This is a genomic window from Pseudomonas sp. NPDC007930 (assembly GCF_042958985.1).
In the GTDB taxonomy this organism is placed as follows: Bacteria; Pseudomonadota; Gammaproteobacteria; order Pseudomonadales; family Pseudomonadaceae; genus Aquipseudomonas.
Genome location: NZ_JBIBKC010000002.1, coordinates 25,061 through 43,920, shown reverse-complemented (window position 1 = coordinate 43,920; position 18,860 = coordinate 25,061). Strand labels below are relative to the sequence as shown.

At 67.2% G+C, this 18,860-nt stretch carries 12 protein-coding genes and 1 pseudogene; 9 read left to right on the top strand and 4 right to left on the bottom strand.

Going from position 1 to position 18,860, the window contains the following annotated elements; translation table 11 throughout:
• Positions 1–70: 70 nt before the first annotated feature.
• The gene (locus ACFZCE_RS04590) at positions 71–790 is read right to left on the bottom strand and encodes a dienelactone hydrolase family protein (protein ID WP_390936514.1); all 720 of its coding nucleotides are present in this window, start codon (positions 788–790) and stop codon (positions 71–73) included.
• Between the two features lie 80 nt (positions 791–870).
• Between ACFZCE_RS04590 and ACFZCE_RS04585 the strand changes: the two genes are divergently transcribed.
• Positions 871–1,401, top strand: a complete 531-nt coding sequence (locus ACFZCE_RS04585) for a histidine phosphatase family protein (protein WP_390936513.1) — start codon at positions 871–873, stop codon at positions 1,399–1,401.
• Here ACFZCE_RS04585 and ACFZCE_RS04580 read toward each other — a convergent pair.
• Positions 1,398–1,610, bottom strand: coding sequence for a hypothetical protein (locus tag ACFZCE_RS04580; RefSeq protein WP_390936512.1), 213 nt, complete (start codon positions 1,608–1,610; stop codon positions 1,398–1,400). The genes ACFZCE_RS04585 and ACFZCE_RS04580 overlap by 4 nt on opposite strands.
• Positions 1,611–1,737: 127 nt before the next feature.
• Here ACFZCE_RS04580 and ACFZCE_RS04575 point away from each other — a divergent pair, with 127 nt between their 5' ends.
• The 5 genes and pseudogenes from ACFZCE_RS04575 (at position 1,738) to ACFZCE_RS04555 (ending at position 9,331) form a co-directional block, all read left to right on the top strand.
• Entirely contained in the window at positions 1,738–2,040 is a 303-nt protein-coding gene (locus tag ACFZCE_RS04575; protein WP_390936511.1) for a DUF2845 domain-containing protein, read from the top strand.
• Between the two features lie 11 nt (positions 2,041–2,051).
• Positions 2,052–2,450: a hypothetical protein gene (locus ACFZCE_RS04570; protein WP_390936509.1), complete on the top strand. Its 399-nt coding sequence runs from the start codon at positions 2,052–2,054 to the stop codon at positions 2,448–2,450.
• A 683-nt stretch (positions 2,451–3,133) separates the two neighbouring features.
• Positions 3,134–6,286, top strand: a pseudogene (locus ACFZCE_RS04565) (putative Ig domain-containing protein); the annotation flags it as partial.
• 64 nt (positions 6,287–6,350) lie between these two features.
• Positions 6,351–8,153, top strand: a complete 1,803-nt coding sequence (locus ACFZCE_RS04560; protein ID WP_390936507.1) for a di-heme-cytochrome C peroxidase — start codon at positions 6,351–6,353, stop codon at positions 8,151–8,153.
• The gene (locus ACFZCE_RS04555; RefSeq protein ID WP_390936506.1) at positions 8,150–9,331 is read left to right on the top strand and encodes a catalase family protein; all 1,182 of its coding nucleotides are present in this window, start codon (positions 8,150–8,152) and stop codon (positions 9,329–9,331) included. The genes ACFZCE_RS04560 and ACFZCE_RS04555 overlap by 4 nt, the downstream gene beginning before the upstream one ends.
• A gap of 255 nt (positions 9,332–9,586) precedes the next feature.
• Here ACFZCE_RS04555 and ACFZCE_RS04550 read toward each other — a convergent pair whose 3' ends face one another.
• Together ACFZCE_RS04550 and sohB are read right to left on the bottom strand one after the other, a co-directional pair.
• Positions 9,587–14,467: a dermonecrotic toxin domain-containing protein gene (locus ACFZCE_RS04550; protein ID WP_390936504.1), complete on the bottom strand. Its 4,881-nt coding sequence runs from the start codon at positions 14,465–14,467 to the stop codon at positions 9,587–9,589.
• 70 nt (positions 14,468–14,537) lie between these two features.
• Entirely contained in the window at positions 14,538–15,557 is a 1,020-nt protein-coding gene (gene sohB, locus ACFZCE_RS04545) for a protease SohB (RefSeq protein WP_390936503.1), read from the bottom strand.
• A gap of 221 nt (positions 15,558–15,778) precedes the next feature.
• Here sohB and ACFZCE_RS04540 point away from each other — a divergent pair, with 221 nt between their 5' ends.
• The 3 genes from ACFZCE_RS04540 to ACFZCE_RS04530 all read left to right on the top strand — a co-directional run bounded on the left by ACFZCE_RS04540 (position 15,779) and on the right by ACFZCE_RS04530 (position 18,652).
• Positions 15,779–16,093, top strand: coding sequence for an SCP2 sterol-binding domain-containing protein (locus ACFZCE_RS04540; RefSeq protein ID WP_390936501.1), 315 nt, complete (start codon positions 15,779–15,781; stop codon positions 16,091–16,093).
• Between the two features lie 159 nt (positions 16,094–16,252).
• The gene (locus tag ACFZCE_RS04535; RefSeq protein ID WP_390936499.1) at positions 16,253–17,944 is read left to right on the top strand and encodes an AMP-binding protein; all 1,692 of its coding nucleotides are present in this window, start codon (positions 16,253–16,255) and stop codon (positions 17,942–17,944) included.
• Between the two features lie 84 nt (positions 17,945–18,028).
• Positions 18,029–18,652, top strand: a complete 624-nt coding sequence (locus ACFZCE_RS04530) for an FMN-binding negative transcriptional regulator (RefSeq protein WP_390936498.1) — start codon at positions 18,029–18,031, stop codon at positions 18,650–18,652.
• Positions 18,653–18,860 lie beyond the last annotated feature (208 nt).

Sequence of the window (18,860 nt, the reverse complement as noted above, 5' to 3'; positions counted from 1 at the left end):
ACCGAGCGCATGATCTGGCTGGCCCCTCGCCCGGCACTCCGGCTGTGCCGGGCGATGGGCCGCCCCAGGCCTACCTCACCGCCTGCTGCAACCACCCGGCCAGATCACTGGCCTCCTGCATGTTCACGGTATGGTCCATCCCCGGATAGGCATGGAATTGCGGCGTATTGCCCAAGCGCTTGAGCAGCGCGTCCGCCGCCGGCGCGTTGCTATAGGGCAGCACTGAATCCGCCGTGCCATGGGCAATGAACACCTTCACCTGATCCAGGCCCGGCTGGGCCTGGGCACTGCCGCGCAACGCTGGCAGCACCTTGCCACTGAGCGCGGCAAAGCCACCGACCAGGCGCGGGTCACCCAGGGCCAGTTGGTAACTGAGGATCGCCCCTTGGCTAAAGCCCACCAGCACCGTGTGCGCCGCATCGGCGTGGTACTTGCGCTGGGCCTGCTGGATGAACGCGGTCAAACGCTGCTCGCTGGCGGCCAGTTCGGCGGGTACCGCGTCGTACTCACCGTTGCCCGGCAGGCGGGTGAACCACTTGTAGCCGCCGTTGCTCATTTCCAGCGGCGCGCGCACCGAGATGTAGGTGTAATCCACGGGCAGCATCTGCTTGAGGGTGAACAGGTCTTCCTCATTGGCGCCGTAACCGTGCAGGAAGATCACCAACGGCTGGCCTTCGGGCTGGGCGCTGGTCTGCACCAGGTATTTCAGTGGCAGGTCGGTTTGCAGCACCGGCTGCGCCTGGGCAAAGGCGCAGCACAACATCAACACGGCAGCGAACAACGGCTTCATGCAAAGGTCTCTCGATCGGGATTAGACTGCTGCGCCAACACACAGCGTGCCCGCTTCTGACCCACCAAAGGATGAAACGTTTGAAAGCCACCCGCTTGTTGCTGCTGTGCCACGGCCCTACCGCGAGCCAGCGCGAGGGCCGCCTGGCCCGTGCCGCGGACCTGCCCCTGGGCACCGCGCCGCCCACCTGGCGCGCCGCTGGCACCCTGCTCTGCGCCCCCGAACCCCGCGCCCAGGCCAGCGCCGCCGGGCTGGGCCAGGCTGAACAGTGCGAGGCACTGCGGGATGTGAACCTGGGCGAGTGGGCGGGCCGGCGGCTCAGCACCCTCGAACAACACCAGCCAGCTGCCCTCGGCCAGTGGCTGGTGGAGCCGGCGTTCACCCCGCCGGGCGGCGAAAGCCTGCTGCAACTGGGTGAACGGCTGGGTGCCTGGCTGGCCACCCTGGGCCCGGGCAGCTACACCGCGGTTACCCACCCGGCGGTGATCCGCGCGCTGCTGATCAGCGCCCTGGCGCTACCGCCGGCTTGCTTCAATCGCCTGGACGTGGCCCCTTGGGCGGCGCTGCAGCTGAGCCGCCACGGCCACTGGCGGCTGCGCCTGGAGGGTTAATCGGCCGGGTCGCTGGCGGCGTCGAGCTGGAACTCATGGGGCGCGCCGTGGCGGTAGTGGATCTGCACCGACATACGCCGCTCACCGATCACCCGCTCGGCCAGGCCCATCACCTCATGCAAGGCGCTGGCCTCGAGCACCGGCTCGGGCTGGCCGTTCTCGAACAACGCCCAGCCATTTTCCGAAGGTTTGATGCGGTACACGTCCATGGGCCTGCTCCAGAATGCTCAGAGGTCTTTGGCAGGTGACCGGGCCCAACGCGCAACGTTCAAAAAGGATCCCAACGTTTTGCCGCCAGTGGTCTATCCTGCGGTTTTTGCAAGGAGAGCTGCACTGATGCTGAAACTGCTTTGCGCCGCCACCGCTGTATTTACCCTCGCCACCGCCGCCCAGGCTGAAACGTTGCAGTGCGCCCAGGGCCTGATCGAAGAAGGCGCCAGCCGCCAGGATGTGCTCGAACACTGCGGCGAACCCGGCGTGCGCCGGCTGATGCCCCCCGCGTTACTGCGCCGCGGCCCCGCCCCGGGTGCCGGGCCGGTGGCGGTCGAGCGTTGGGTGTACGGGCCGGCCAAAGGCTTTTACCAGCAGGTGCGCTTTATCGATGGGCGTGTGGTAGAAATCAGCAGCGAACGCAGCTAAGGACGCCCACCGTGTACAAGGTGCTTTTTTCACTGGCCGCGCTGTGCGGCCCTGCCATGGCCATGGCCGCCGGCAGCCAGGTCGATGTGCTCAACCAGAAGTGCGAACAGGAAAAAACCTCGATATTCCGCGCCAACAACGGCACGCCCAGTTGCGACAAGCTGGCGAAGATCTACAGCGACTACGAGGCGCGCACCCAGGTGGTGACCCAAGGCCTGCGGCAAAAATGCGAACAGCAAAAAGCCTCGATGTTCCGCGCCAACAATGGCACGCCGGCCTGCGACCAGCTCAACCAGGTGGTGCGCGACCGCGCGGCGGTCCAGCCGTTGGGGCCCAACTACCGGTACGACACCACCCGCAAGCAGTACTGCTATTTCAGTGATGCCGGGGCGGTGATCGATTGCCCTTGAGGGCCCTTCGCCCGGCACAGCCGGAGTGCCGGACCACGGCCTCCCACGGGTTCTGTGTTGCCCGATAAATCAAGTAGTTACACAAATCTGGTGGGAGGCCGGCTGTGCCGGGCGATGGGCCAGTCCGGTCATGCGCTTGGTAAAACCTCGGGAGAGGTCAGGGCTTTTTACCCTCAATCTAGCGCTCTGATTGCTTAAGTAAACAGCATCCCGGCACTGCCGGGCGAAGGCCCCAAACGCCAGGCAAAAAAAAGCCAGGCTCAACCTAAACAGTGCCTGGCCCTTTACGCGGGGGGAATGTTCGAGCCGTTGGGCAGCTCGACGTTCTGAACTGTACGCCCTACTTTGATAGTTAGCTATCTATCAGCATGAGAAAATCTTTTGCCTTCCGTGCAACAATCCTCGCCCTCGTCAACAAACCGCCATACTCAACGTACCTTACGACCTTCCGTCCAAAAACCGCCTGAAAACTGACATACGGGCGCCTCGCTCGGTACGTTTCGTGGGATATCTGCCCCTAGTTGAGCCCGCCGGCAGTTTGGCGGCCATTGGCCACGAAGCGAAGCCGTGAAGGTAACCCAATGATTTTCAAGGCAGATGATTTACTCAGCGATTCCCCCGGCAGCACCCTGAGCGAGGCGTTCGCCACCCTTTACAGCACTCCCGCCGCCCTGGCGCCCGCCTCCAAGACCGTGCTGCGCGGTACCCAGGCCAACGACAAGCTCACCGGCACCGCCGCCGATGAAACCCTGATCGGCGCCGGCGGGGCCGACCGCTTGACCGGCGGCGGTGGCCACGACACCTTTACCTTCGAGGCGGTCACCGACAGCTATCGCAACGCCACCCAGGCCTTCAGCGATGTGATCCTGGATTTCGACCCGGCCACTGACCAACTCGATGTGTCCGCGCTGGGCTACACCGGCCTGGGCAACGGCCGCAACGGCACCCTGCAGGTGCTGTACAACGCCAGCACCGGCCGCACCTACCTCAAAGACCTGCAAGCCGACGCCGCCGGCAATCGCTTCGAAGTGGCGCTGGCTGGCAACCTGGCGCTGAACGCCAGCCACTTCGTGTTCGCCGGCGCGGCGCCGGCCAACCAGGCCCCGGTGCTGGCCCAGCCGCTGAGCGACGCCCAGGCCAGCGAGCAGGTGGCGTTCAGCTACAGCGTGCCGGCCACGGCCTTCAGCGACCCGGACGGCGACCGCCTGAGCTACAGCGCCAGCCTCGAAGGCGGCGCCGCGCTGCCCGCCTGGCTCAGCTTCGACGCCGCCAGCCGCACCTTCAGCGGCACCCCCGACGCCAACGCCGCCGGCGGCTACAGCCTGGCGGTGACCGCCACCGACCCCAGCGGCGCCTCGGTCAGCGACCTGTTCACCCTGAGCGTGGCCGACGCCCCGGCCAACAGCGTACCCGGCACCGCCGGCAACGACACCTTGGCCGGCACCAGCGCCAGCGACCTGATGCTCGGCCTGGCCGGCGACGACACCCTCAAGGGTGGCGCTGGCAATGACGTACTGGACGGCGGCCTGGGCCGCGACGCCCTCTACGGCGAAGCCGGGGCCGACACCTTCCGCTACACCCAGGTAGACGACAGCTACCGCGACTACAACCCCGGCGGCGCCACCGCCAGCGACACCCTGTACGACTTCACCCCCGGCCAAGACAAGCTCGACGTCCGCGCCCTGGGCATCACCGGCCTGGGCGACGGCCACGCGCACACCCTGTACATCACCGCCAGCGGCGGCAAAACCTACATCAAAAGCGCCGACGCCGACGCCAATGGCCACCGCTTCGAAGTGGCCCTGCTAGGCGACCTCAGCGCCACCCTGAACGCCTCGGACTTCTTGTTTGCCGATCGCCCCGCGCAGCCGATCCTGTACCTGCCCACCCTGGGGCAGTCCAACGCCCGGCTGATGCGCATGACCGAAGACGATGACCAGTCGGGCATCACTGAAATGGTTAAGGGTTTGACTCACTACACCCCCTACGATGTGCGCAGCCAGTTTACCGACGCCGACGGCAATGCCATCGACATCGCCATTGGCGGCAGCACCGTGTGCGGGTTGTCCACCAGCGACGACGAAGCGCTGCGCCTGAGCTGGTGGCTGACCGACACCAACCAGCCTGGCCCGCTGTTGCTGCGCGCCGTTGGCCTGCTGCAGGCGCAACTGGCTTCGCTCAAGGCCCTTGACCAGGTGACGATGGGTATCGTCTGGGGCCAGGGCGAGCAAGGCGCCCAGGAGATCGCCCGGGCGGCGGACAAAGCCGCCGCCACCGCGCTGTACAAGGCCTCCACCCTGAAGGTGTTCGACTACCTGCACAGCCAGGTGGGAGACTTCAAGGTGTACCTGATGGAAACCGGCAACTACCAGGCCGAAGCCGCCGCCGCGCGCGGCTATGACGCGGCGAAGATCAGCAGCATCGAAAACGGCGTGCTGGCGGTGCGCGCCGCCCAGGAACAAATGGCCGCCGAGCGCGGCGATGTGGCGCTGGCGGTGGATTACGCCGACCTGCCGCTGCGCTATGACGTCGACCCGGTGGTGTACCCCGACGACGTTTGGCACCTGCATGAAGAAAGCGACGAGATCGTTGGCCAGCGCCTGGCCGACTACATCGCCAACGACCTGGGCTATCAAGGCGACCCCAGCGACAACAACAGCATACAAAGCATTTTCGATGAAGCGGCCAGCCACGAGGGGCACTTTATCCAGGGCACCGATGAGCCCGACACCCTGGTCGGCACCGATGCCAACGACACCCTCGACGGCGACCTCGGCGCCGATGTGCTGATCGGCGGCGACGGCAAAGACACCTACATCGTCGACAACGCCGGTGACCAGGTGATTGAAACCAACCCGGACCTCAAGCAGGTCGACACGGTAAAAAGCTCGGTCAGTTGGGTGCTGGGCGCCAACCTCGAACACCTGGAGCTCACCGGCGTGTCGGCGATCAATGGCATGGGCAACGACCTGCGCAACTTCATCACCGGCAACGCCGCGGCCAACCTGATCGACGGCGGCGGTGGCGCCGACAGCATGACCGGCGGCGATGGTTCGGACATCTACGTGGTCGATAACCTCGACGACGCGGTGATCGAAACCAACAGCGACGCCGCCAGCGGCGGCATCGACACGGTGTACAGCCGCCTGGCCGCCTATACCCTGCCCAGCAACACCGAGATCCTGGTGATCGACAGCAGCCTGGCCGCCAACGGCACCGGCAACGCCCTCGACAACCTGGTCCTTGCCGGCAGCGGCGATAACCTGATGGATGGCCGCAGCGGCGTCGATACGCTGTCCTATGCCAACGCCAGCGCCGGCATCACCCTCGCCTTGGCCACCACCAAGGCCCAGGCCACGGGTGGTTCGGGCACCGACACGGTGAAATACTTCGAGAACCTGATCGGCAGCGCCTTCGCCGACCAGCTTACCGGCAGCAGTGGCAACAACGTGCTCGAGGGCGGCGCCGGCAACGACGCGCTGATCGGCGGTGCCGGCGATGACCGGCTGGTTGGCGGCGCTGGGGCAGACACCCTGACCGGCGGCAGTGGCGCTGACACCTACGTGTTCAACAGCCTGGCCGATATGGGCCTGGGCGCGGCGCGGGATGTGATTGTCGGCTTCAAAAGCGCCGAGCATGACCAGCTCGATTTCAGCGGCCTGGGCGCCACCACCTTCATCGGCAGCCAGGCCTTCAGCAGCACCGACGCCAGCGGCCAGTTGCGCTTTGAAAACGGCGTGCTGTACGGCAGTACCAACGCCGATGCCAGCGCTGAATTCGAGGTTCAGCTGACCGGCGTCAAAACCCTCCAGGCCGGGGATTTCGTCCACAGCTAAAGCCACTTGCCACTACCGCGCGCTTCAGGCATAACGGGCGGCTTCATCGCCAAGGAAGTGCCTGATGCGCCTGTTGCTCAAAGCCCTGGGGTGCCTGCTGCTGTTGGCCATCGCCGCCATCGGCGTGGTGCTGTATTTCATCGCCCGGCCCAACCTGCCCGCCTACCAGCCGGCGCAGAGCCTGGTGTACCTCGACCAATGGAGCGCGTCCGAGCGCCAGCTGTATTACTTCACCCCCCAGGGTACCCAGGTGAAGGGCTTGCGCTACGGCTGGTTCACCGCGCTGGAGCAGCCGTTTTCCAGCGCCCGCTTCGCCGCGCCGGATAACCTCGGGCGCTTCGGCTTTTTGCTCGAGCCCAACCAGCAGCCCAGCGCGCAGAACCCTGGCAACCTGCCGGTGGGCTTCACCCAGCACGTCAGCCGTGAAGACGGCCAGCGCTATCTGGACATCACCTGCGCCGCCTGCCACACCGGCGAGCTGCGCTTCAATGGCACCGCCGTGCGCATCGACGGCGGCAGCGCCCAGCACGTGCTGCCCTCCACCGTGCCGACCCTGCGTGGCGGCAGCTTCGGCCAGGCACTGGTGGCGAGCCTGGCGGCCACCTATTACCTGCCGTGGAAGTTCGACCGCTTTGCCCAGCAAGTGCTCGGCAGCGGCTACAACGAGGCGAGCAAGGCCAACCTGCGTGGCGAGCTGAAAACCTCCCTTGACCGCTTCCTGCACGCCGCCTGGAACGACACCCACCGCGGCCTCTACCCCACCCAGGAAGGCCCCGGCCGCACCGACGCCTTTGGCCGCATCGCCAACGCCACCTTTGGTGATGCCCTGAGCGCGAGCAACTACCGCCCCGGCAACGCCCCGGTGGATTACCCGCAACTGTGGGACATCTGGACCTTCGACTGGGTGCAGTGGAACGGCTCGGCGCGCCAGCCAATGGCGCGCAACATCGGCGAATCGCTCGGCGTAGGCGCCACCCTGAGCCTGTTCGACCACAACGGCCAACCGCTGGCCGGCGACGCCCGCTACCCCTCCAGCGTGCGCCTCGAAGACCTCTACCGGATCGAAACCACCTTGCAAAAGCTGCAACCGCCGGCCTGGCCGGAAGCGGCGCTGGGCAAGGTCGACCTGGCCCGCGCCGCCCAGGGCCGCGCGCTGTTCCAACAGCACTGCCAGATGTGCCACGTGCCCGAGGTGAAATGGGCCGATGGCCGCCCCGAGGCGCTGTTGCATTTGATCCCCACCAGCGTGATCGGCACCGACCCGACCGCTGCCGATAACATCGCCGACCACCGCTATGACGTCAGCGCCCTGCAGTGGGCGCCCGAGGAGCTCAACGCGCTGAACGTTGAGCCGAAGGTGCAAAACCCTGACCTGCACAACGTGTCGGTGGCCATGGGGCTGGCCTGGATCACCGCGTTCGTGGAAAAACGCGCCTACCAGGACGCCGCCATCGCCCCCGCCGAGCAAGGCGCCATGAACGGCTTCAACCTGCCGATCAGCGTGCTCGAACAGCGCGTGTACAAGGCCCGCCCGCTGGCCGGCGCCTGGGCCACCGCGCCGTTCCTGCACAACGGCTCGGTGCCGAACCTCTACCAGTTGCTGTCGCCGCAGGACGAACGCGACAGCACCTTCTACCGTGGCAACCTCGAGTTCGACCCACGCCACGTGGGCTACCGCACCGAGGCCTTCAGCGGTGGCTTCCGGTACGACACGCGGGTGACCGGCAACCATAACAGCGGCCATGAATTCCGCGCCGGGCCCCTCGGCCGCGGGGTGATCGGCCCCCTGCTGCAACCGGAACAGCGCTGGGCGCTGATCGAATACCTTAAAGTCCTCGGCGGCCCGCTGGAGAAACAACTGCCATGAACGATCGCATCCTCTTTACCGGCGGCAAACCCCTGGGCCTGTTGGCGCGGCTGTGGCTGCGCCTGGGCCGGCTGCTTGGCCGCCTGTTGCTCTGGGGCGGCCTGTTGGCGCTGGCCGTGTGGGGCGGCGCCAGCGCCTGGTACGCGTGGAAGTTCTCCGGGCCGGTGGCGGCGCAGGAGGTGATCCCGCCTGGCGAGGCGGCGATGACCCAGAGCATCATCCAGACCGCGATTCGCATCGTTGACCAGCACCGCGACAACACCCGCTACCTGCGCGATGCCCACGCCAAGGCGCATGGCTGCGTACAGGCCGAAGTGAGCGTGGCCGCCGGCCTGCCCGCGCCGCTGCGCCAGGGCGTGTTCAGCGAGCCGGGCAAGACCTGGCAGGCCTGGATGCGGCTGTCCAACGGCAACGCCTACCCGCAATTCGACAACCTGCAAGACGCCCGCGGCATGGCGCTGAAACTGCTCGAGGTCCCCGGCACGCAGCTGATGCCCAGCCAGCAGGCACGCCGCGAGCAGGACTTCGTGATGTTCAACCACCCGAACTTTTTCGTCAGCGACGTGGCCGAGTACCAGCAGAACTTCGCCGCCCAGGCCGCGGGGAAAAAGGTGCTGGCGTTCTTCCCTGGCTGGGACCCGCGCACCTGGCAGGTGCGGCACTTGCTGATCGCCCTGCAAACCCTCGCCGACGCTCCGGCCAGCCCGGTCGAGGCCAGCTACTACTCGGTGTCGCCGTACAAGTACGGCAGCGCCAACGCCAAGTTCCGCGTGGTGCCCGAGCCCAGCGCCTGCCCCAGCTACAGCCTGCCGGCGCAGAACCGCGACGAGCCCAACTTCTTGCGCGCGGCGCTGTACCAGCAGCTCTCCGCCGACCGGGTGCCGGCGTGCTTCGCCTTGCAGGTACAACTGCAGGACGCGCGCCGCTACATGCCGCTGGAAGACACCAGCGTGCTGTGGAAGGAAAGCGATTCGGCGTTCCAGACCGTGGCGCACATCCGCGTGCCGGCCCAGGACTTCGACACCCCGGCGCAAAACCTGGCGTGCGACAACCTCTCGTTCAGCCCCTGGCACGGCATCGACGCGCACCGCCCGGTAGGCGGCATCAACCGCCTGCGCCGGGCGGTGTACGACGCGGTCAGCGAGTACCGCCATGCGCGCAACGCGCAGGCCCAGTGAGGGTGGGATTCAGGGCCCCTCGCCCGGCACAGCCGGAGTGCCGGACCACGGCCTCCCACCAGTTTTGTGTAAGTACTTGATTTGCGAGGCAACATGGAACCCGTGGGAGGCCGGCTGTACCGGGCGAGGGGCCAGTCAGGTCATGCGCTCGATAAAACCCTCGGGAGAAACCAGGGCTTTTCACCCTCAATTTAGCGCTCTGATTGCTTAAATGAACAGCACTCCTGCTGTGCCGGGCGATAGGCCGCCACGGCGTTACTCCTCGACCGGCTCCCACCACGGCGTTACCGCCGCCTCGGTGATCTCCCGCGCCAGGCGCTCCTGCAGCCACAACCGCGTACGCCGGTAAATCTGCGCGGCGCGGCGGTACTGGTCTTCAGTGAGTTGCACGGTTTGCGCCACGCCGTCGACGCGCCAGGCCACATCGTCGACCGGCTCGACCACATCGGCCGGCGCCCCCAGCCCAAGCCAGGCGCGCGGTAGCTGCTCACTCGGCGCCTGCAACTGCTCAAGTAATTCCACCGGCAGTTGCCCGGCGTCCACCGGCTCGCTCGCGGCGTCTTCGAGCACGCCCAAGGCGGCGTCCCAACGCTCGGCCTCGGTGGTCCAGCGCGGGTCGATCAGGTTGAGGTAAGGGCGCCAATCCTGCTCGGCAATACTCGGCTCCAGGTCGATCTGGCTGAGCTCGTCCTGGCGCTCGAGCAAAAATTCAACGAAGGCCCCGCGCTGGGTGCGCGGCTGCACGCCTTCGGCGCCATACCGCTCGCGCAGCAGGCCTTGCCAAAGGTCGTAGAGGTGGCGCAGCAGCGCGTCGTACGGGTCGTCGCCCTGCACGATGTCAATCTGCTGGGCTGCGCGAAACGCCGCCAACTGGCGCTCGAAGCCGCGCAAGGTGGGCGGGATCGGGTCGTAGATCTGCGCGAACAATCGATGCTGGAAGGCCCTCAGGCGTTGCTCGAAAGTCGCGATCGATGCCCGTTCACTGGCGAACTGCTGGTTGCTGTCGAGCAGCTCACCCAAGAACGCCGTCCAGCGCCGCTTGGTCGCGAAATTACGGCTGGCAAGCGCGCTGATCCAGTCGAGAAACGCAGCGCCCAGGGTCACCCCGCGCACTTGGCGCACCGCGCGTTGTACTGCTGACGCGGGCGCGATCCACTGGTCGGCGTGGTGGCTGATGACCACGTCGATAGCCTCCAAGGCGGCTACCTCGGCGGCCTGCACCGGGTTCTCGTCCAGTTCCACGGTGATCGTATAGCCGTCGCGCGCGCACCCCTCGAGCGCCGGCAACAGCTCGCCCAATTGGCGGATCTGATTATTGCTCAGATCAATGCGGTACAACTGCGGTGGGCGCGCCGCCAGGACCCCCACCAGGCCCTCGGGCGGCTGCTCCAACAAGGTACCGTCGAGTTGCAGCTCGCTGAGCTCGGCCAGGCCGGTGAGGTCGGGCGCCAGGCCCAGCGGGTTACCGTTCAGGTTCAGCACCTTGAGATGTTGCAAGGGGCGCAGGAAACCCTGGCTGGCAGCGCTCAAGCGAATACCGCTCTGCTCCAGGCTGAGCCGGCGCAGCGCGGTCAACTGGCCGATGGCCGCGAGCTGAGCGTCGTCAACCCCGGCGGCACGGTCCCAACGCAGCACCTGCAGGTGCGCCAACTCGCCCAAGCGCCGCAGCGCGGCCTCGGGCAAGCTCGGCACCCCTGATACGTCCAGGGTGGCCAGGTTCGGCGCGCCCGCCACCAAGCCATCGAACAGCGTATCGCTGCCCTCCAACGCGGTATTGGCCACGTTCAGCCACTCCAGGTTCGGCATGCGGCCGAGCGCCGAAGGCAGGCGGGTGAACAGGTTGTAATCCAGCGACACTTCGCGCGCACCGGTAAACGTGCTGAGGAACGCCTCGAACCCGTCGTTCAAACCCAGGCCGGACAAGCGCAGGATCTGCACGTGGCTGAGATCCACCGCCAGCGGCGGCAATTCGCCTATGTCGAAAAACGAAAGGTCGAGGCCCACGGCCAGTTCGGCGTTGTGCCCGGCCAACAGGCTTTCACGCCGCCAACAGGCGCGCAACGCCTCAGCCATGCGTTGGCGGAGTATCTGCTGGGCCTCACGTAGCGCGGGCTGTGCCATGTTATTCGCGGGGTTGCGCTGCCAATCGCGCAGGCCACGGTCCAGCGTGGTCCATTGCGCCTCGAGGCGGCTGACGATCTCGGTCAACGGCCGCGGCTGGCTAAGCTGCAGCTGTTGCTGCAGCTCGCTCAGCGCTGCCCGGCCCAACCCTGGGTACAACCGCCCCAGCCGCCAGAGCAGCGGCGAGTGGCCCGCCGGGTAAGGCATGCGCGGGCGGCCGGACAGCGCATAGCCGATGCCGCCGTTCAGGCGCCGCGGCAGGTTGGCGGTCGCGGCCTGCTCTGGCTGGATGGCCAGGTCGGCGCGGGCCCGGGGCAGGTCCTCCCAGGCCAGCGCCTGCACCCGCTGGCTCAACCGGGTAACGCCTTCACTGCCCGCCCAGGCGGCTTGGGTATCGGCCGGCAGGCTTTCGTACACGGCCTGTTCCAGGGGCAGCGGTGGGCCGAACTCACCGCCCAGTTCGCGCCGATAAACGCCCTCGAAACGGCAAATGTGCTGCAGGGGCGCCGCCTCGGGGCCGGCATCGCCCAACGCGGTGCGCACGTACGAGTTGCTGGTCAGGCGCAGGCGCAAGGTCGCTGGCCAGTTCGGCAAGCGCGCCAGGTTGGCCATGAACAGCCGGTCGCGGTCGTCACCAGGCTCGCCGGCGTCCAGCGCTTCCAAGGCGCGCGCCACGCGTAGGCGGCGCAGGGCACGCACGGCCTGCTCGGCCATGACCTGGGGCACTTTACCGGCCGCCAGCGCCGTGCGCTCGGCGCTATCGGCGCCCTCCACCAACGCTTGCGCGTACTCGGTCGGCAGCCCCGGGAACGCCCGCAGCACCACCACGCCGCGCTCATACAACGAATCGCCACGCAAGGCGCGCTCGAGCACTTGCGGCAAATGGGCGCGCAGTTGCGTGGCCCACTGCCGCGCGAGCGCCGCGCCCTGTTCGGCGCTATCGCCCTCGCCGGCCAGCGCCTGGCGCTCGGCGGGGCTCATCGCTGCCAGCAGCTCGGCGTGCCAGCGGCCATCCTGAAGGTTGCTGGCATCGACCGTAACAAATACCTCGGCGCTGTCGCCAAGCTGGCCTTGGGCTTCCCCCAACTGCCAGTCGAGGCCCACCCGGGCAGGCCACTGCGGCACGCTCAACAACTGGATCAACGCCTCAGGCTCATTGACCGGTGCCTGCCCGTGCGCTTCCAGGGCCATGGCCCACTCGCCCAGCGCCTGGCGCAAGCCCGCCCGGCGTAACCAATAGGCCAGGGCAGCGGGCAAAGGTTGGTCGTTGGCGCGGGCATAGCGCAGCTCAGGCTCTGGCACCTGAGACAGCCGCCAGGCGCGCAGTGCCAGCGCATCGCTGGGGGTATCGGCCAACTCACTGAACTGGCGCAGCAGGTGAATCCCCTGCCACCCCAAGGGTTCGTTGTGTGCCCATTGCCACCCCCCGGCCAGCGCCGGCTCGAGTTCTGGCGCGGCCGCCACTTGGTTGGCCGGCACCGCCAGTTGCAGCTCGGTACCCTCCCCCGTTACCGGGTACGCTTGGCCCTCCAGCGCAAGCCAGCGGCGCCCGGCAGCGCTATACAGGCCGTCGGTATCTGGCTCGCCGGTCACGTCGGCCGGCGCACCATAGGCGGCGGGCTCGGGTTTCCACAGGCGCGCTTCGGCAGCGTCGCCCAGCACCTGCAACTGGCCGGCGAAACGGCTGCTCAGGCGCTGCGCCAGCACCCCGGCGGCGAGGTTGGCGGCCGTATTGAACAGCAGCTCGGTGGCCTGCTCGCGATCCCCCAACTGCCAGGCGTGGTAACCCTCGTACACCTGGTCGGCGATGCCGTGCACGAACACCGCCAATGCTGCCAGGCCCAAGGGCTGGCAGCCGGGCACCAGCATGGCGGCGGTGAACAGTACCTGCTCGGCGTCGTTGACCAACCGGGCGATGAAACGCTCATGGGCCTGCTGCCGCAGATCACTGGCCGGCACCGCCACGGTGGCGGCGTTGGCCAGCAACAGCCCGCGCCAGGCGCCGTAGGCGTCACTCGCGCTGGGCTGGGTGGCCGCGGCCCATTGCAGCACGCTGCGTTCGGCGTCGCTGGGCGGCGCCTCGGCAGCGCCAGGCGTGGCCGGGCCGAGGTTAGCGTTCAATTGGTCGGCCAGGTGCGGCTGGGCGGCCAGCGCGGCGCAGCGCAGCAGGGCCGCCCGGCCCTTGGGCTGTTTGAGGCGGTTGACCAGGTCATCCTGCAGCGCCTGCTCGCTGGCGTAGCCCTTGAGTACCTCGCCCATGGCGGTGGGTTGGTACAACAACCATTGCTCACCCAAGGGGCAAGCCCACAGCCCGTGCAAGGGTTTACCGAACAGCTCTACGCCGTGCACCGGCAGGCCGGCGTTGAGCTGGGCCACCTCAGCGGCGCTCAGGGTGCCCTGCAACTGCGCCTCGAACGCCGCTACCGCCAGCGCCGCGGCGGCCCAAGCGCTGTAGGCCGCCTGCACGCCCGAAGCAGGCTCCGCGGGTTCCGGCAGCAGTTCCGCCAAGCGCGCCTGGTAGGCGCTGCCGATGTCCAGTTGGTACACCAGCGCCACGAAACGGCTGGCGTCCAGGCTTGGGTGGCCTTCAAGGCTGAAGGCTTCTTCGGGCACGTTGAAGCCCACCGCGGTGGGGTAGTTGCCCAGCGCCGCGTGCAATAAGGTGTTGCGCACGGTATCCGTGGGGCAAAACAGCGAGATCAGGTCGCCAACCGACTTGTTTGGGTCGAGGTCCGATTGCGGCGGTACGCACTGCACCCGATAGCTGCGCGCCAACACAGTGGCCTCGGCGTCCAGGGCCATGCCGAAGGTTGTGCTCAGGCCCGGCTGCAGTTGTTCCAGGGCAAAGGTTCGGATGGCCGGCAGGGCGCTGAGTGGGCTGTTGAGCGCATCGGTGCAGCGCTGGGCGTGCAGCGTCAGCGCCTTGAGGGTGTCACGCGCCTCGGCGCTGGCCTGCAGCAACCAGCTCGGCAGGCGCGCCTTGAATACGGCGGAGTGGGGAAGCAGGTGTTCCATCGGGTGCGGCCTCGTTCAAGGAAAGGGTGGCTACCCTGCCCTCGCCCGCCGCCGCACCGGTGTTAAGGGTTTACCACCAGTGGCGTTGCGCCAGGCTGCCCCACACGCGGCTGAACACATGTTCGGCGCCATGGCTGGCGGCCAGGCCGACCCGCTCTTGCAGCGACTTGCGCTCGGCAAAGTGCAGGTGGAACACCTCGGCGACCTTGGCCCGCTCGCCGAGGTACTCGTCGCTGGTCTTGATTTCGTCGACCAGTTTCATGTCTAGCGCGCTCACGCCCAGCCACACTTCGCCGGTGGCGACGGTTTCGATATTGAGCTGCGGGCGGTAGTGCACCACGAAGTTCTTGAACAGGCGGTGGGTGATTTCCAGGTCTTCCTGAAACTTCTCCCGGCCTTTTTCGGTGTTTTCGCCGATCACCGTGAGGGTGCGCTTGAACTCGCCGGCGGTGTGCATTTCAACGTCGATGTCGTGCTTGCGCAGCAGCCGGTGGATGTTCGGCAACTGCGCGACCACGCCGATGGAACCGACCACGGCGAACGGCGCGCAGAGGATTTTTTCGCCGATGCAGGCCATCATGTAGCCGCCGCTGGCGGCGACCTTGTCGATGCACACGGTGAGCGGTACCCCGGCCTGGCGAATGCGCGCCAGCTGCGAGGAGGCCAGGCCGTAGCTGTGCACCAGCCCGCCGCCGCTCTCGAGGCGCACCACCACTTCATCCTTGGGGGTGGCGACGGTGAGCAGCGCGGTGATTTCCTGGCGCAGGCTTTCGGTGGCCGAGGCCTTGATGTCGCCGTCGAAGTCGAGCACGAACACCCGCTCGCCGCTGTCCTTGTTTTTCTTTTTCGCCTTGGCCGCCTTGGCCTGCTGCTTGCGCAGGCGCTTGAGGCCGTCTTTGTCGACCAGGCTGGCCTCGAGGCGCTCGCGCAGCTGCTTGTAGAAATCGTTGAGCTTGTGCACCTGCAACTGGCCGCCCTTGCGCCGGCCCTTGCCACGCAGCGAGGCCACGGCCGCGAGCACGATCAGGATGGCTATGACCAGGGTGGCGGTCTTGGCGAGAAAGCCCAGGTAATCGGTGAAAAACTCCACGGTGTCTCCTTTGAAACGGCTGGTGCGCCCGTGCCAGGCGCGGCGATGCAGGCAGCATACCGGCGCGCTCGGCGGCCGGCCAGCGATCGACTGTTACGTGATTAAACAACCTTTTGAAACGATCGTATGAAATGCCATTGACAGCCGCGGGAAGTTTTTCCTAACCTGCCCTCATCGCTCGCTGGGCGAGTGCCTTCCGCCACCGTTCACAGGACACCTCCATGACCGACGTCTCCGCCGCCATCGCCGCCATGAAAGCCAAGTTCAACCCCGCCGCCGCCAGCGGCCTGGACCTGATCTTCGGCTTTCGCATCGATGAAGAAAAACACTTCAACCTGATCGTCAAGAACGGCACCTGCGAGCTGCAGGAGGGCGAAAACCCCGACGCCAACGTCACCCTGGTCACCGACAGCGACACCCTCAAGGGCATCGTCAGTGGTGAAACCGACGGCATGCAGGCCTTCATGGGCGGCAAGCTGCGCACCGAGGGCGACATGATGCTGGCGATGAAGCTCAGCGAACTGTTCCCGGTTTAAGCCTGGCTGGCCCTTCGCCTGGCACCGCCGGGCGCAGGGCCCCCGATGCCTGCCCCCATCACATTTTCGCCTGTCCGACCCGCATATCCCCCGCCTCGGCACCCCCGCCCACGCCGCCTATACTGCCCCGCACCCATAACAACAAAAACGGGCCTCATCATGACCCCCGACTGCCAAGCCTTCGTGGCTGCCCGCGACCTGCTGCTCACCCACCGCACCGACTACGCCAGCGCCCTGCGCGAGTTCCGCTGGCCAGTGCTCGGCACTTTCAACTGGGCGCTGGACTACTTCGACAGCCTGGCCGAGGGCAACAGCGCCCCGGCATTGTGGATCGTCGAGGAAGACGGCAGCGAACAGCGCTACAGCTTCCAGGCCCTCAGCGAGCGCTCCAACCGGGTGGCCAACCACCTGCGGGCGCTGGGCGTGCGCCGCGGCGAACGCATCCTGTTGATGCTCGGCAACGACCTGGCGCTGTGGGAAACCCTGCTGGCGGCGTTCAAGCTTGGCGCGGTGGTGATCCCGGCCACGCCGCTGCTCACCGCCGAAGACCTGGCCGACCGCATCGCCCGTGGCCAGGTGCGGCACCTGGTGGCCGACGCCGCCCACACGGGTAAATTCGACGGCCTGGCCGGCGGTTGCACACGCATCAGCGTAGGCGCCCAGGTGCCTGGCTGGGTGCGCCACGAGGCAGCGCTGGAGTACCCGCACAGCTTCCACCCCGACGGCCCCACCCAGGCCAGCGACCCCCTGCTGCTGTACTTCACCTCCGGCACCACCTCCAAGCCGAAGATGGTCCTGCACAGCCACCAGAGCTACCCGGTGGGCCACCTCTCGACGCTGTACTGGATCGGCCTGCAACCGGGCGACGTGCACCTGAATATCTCCTCCCCAGGCTGGGCCAAGCACGCTTGGAGCTCCGTGTTCGCGCCGTGGAACGCCGGCGCCTGTGTGTTCATCCACAACACCGCGCGGTTCAGCGCCGAAGGCCTGCTGGCGGTGCTCGAGCGGTATGGCATCACCAGCCTGTGCGCGCCGGCCACGGTGTGGCGGCTGTTGATCAAGCACAACCTCGCGCACTACCGCGGCCGCCTGCAACTGCGCGAGCTGGTGGGCGCGGGCGAGCCGTTGAACCCGGAGATCATCGAGCAGGTGCACGCCGCCTGGGGCCTGTGGCTGCGCGACGGCTTCGGCCAATCGGAGACCACCGCGATGGTCGGTAACAGCCCTGGCCAGCGCCTCAAGCCCGGCTCGATGGGCCGGCCGCTGCCGGGCTACCCGGTCAGCCTGCTGGATGCCGACGGCCAACCCGGCGAGGTGGGTGAGCTGGCCTTGCCGTTGGCCGAGCGGCCGCTGGGGCTGATGCTCGGCTACGAAGGCAGCCCGGAGCAAACCGCCGAGGCCCTGCAGGGCGGGTATTACCGCACCGGCGACACCGCCCAGCGCGACGGCGACGGTTACATCACCTTCATTGGCCGCGCCGACGATGTGTTCAAGTCCTCGGACTACCGCATCAGCCCGTTCGAGCTGGAAAGCGCGCTGATCGAGCACCCGGCGGTGCTTGAGGCGGCGGTGGTGCCCAGCCCCGACCCCGTGCGCCTGGCGGTGCCCAAGGCGTTCCTCGTGCTGGCCCATGGCGCCCGCGGCGATGGCGACACCGCCGCGACCTTGCTGGCGTTCGCCCGCGAGCACCTGGCGCCGTACAAGCGGGTGCGCCGGCTGGAGTTCGTCAGCGAGCTGCCGAAAACGATTTCCGGCAAGGTGCGGCGGGTCGAGCTGCGCCAGCTCGAAGCCGGCCGCTGCGCCGTGGGCCAGCGCGGCCCGCTGGAGTTCTACGAAGAAGACTTCAGCTAATGGCCCGGTAAAAGCGCAGGCCAATGGCTCTTCACGGGGGCCATTGGCCGGGTGAGAATGGCCCCATCGACCCCAGGAGGCGCCATGTACCTGCCCACCGCGTTTGCCGTGAACGACCTAGACCGCCTGCACGGGCTGATCCGCGAGTTCCCCTTCGCCACCCTGATGCACCAGGGGCCAGAGGGGCTCGACGCCGACCACCTGCCGTTCGTGCTCGAAGCCGGCGAAGGCCCGCTGGGCACCCTGCACGCCCACGTGGCCCGGGCCAACCCGCTGTGGCAGGCGCTGGCCGAGGGCGCCGAGGTGTTGGTGGTGTTTCGCGGCGGCGATGCCTACATCACCCCCAACAGCTACCCCAGCAAGCATGAAACCCACCGCCAGGTACCCACCTGGAACTACCGTGTGGTCCACGCCCGCGGCCCGCTGCGGGTACACGACGATGCCCGCTACGTGCGCGGCCTGGTGGCCAAGCTCACGCGCCAGCACGAAGCCAGCCAGCCAAAACCGTGGAAGATGAGCGACGCGCCGCGGGATTACCTCGAGCAGATGGCCGCGGCCATCGTCGGCATCAGCATCCCGATCCGTGATCTGCAAGGCAAGTTCAAGCTGGGGCAGAACAAGGCCGCGGCGGACATCGCCGGGGCCGCGCAGGCACTGCTGGACCGTGGCGAGGCGGTGATCGGGGCGGCCATGCTGGGCAGGGCTTGAGGGCCCATCGCCCGGCACAGCCGGAGTGCTGTTCACTTAAGCCATTTCAGGGCTTCATGGAGGGGATCGATCTGTGAGCCCTGCTGATTTCGGCATGAGCTTCAGGGCCCATCGCCCGGCGCAGCCGGCCTCCCACGGGTTCTGTGTTGCCAAATAGATCAAGTACTTACACAAATCTGGTGGGAGGCCGGCTGTGCCGGGCGATGGG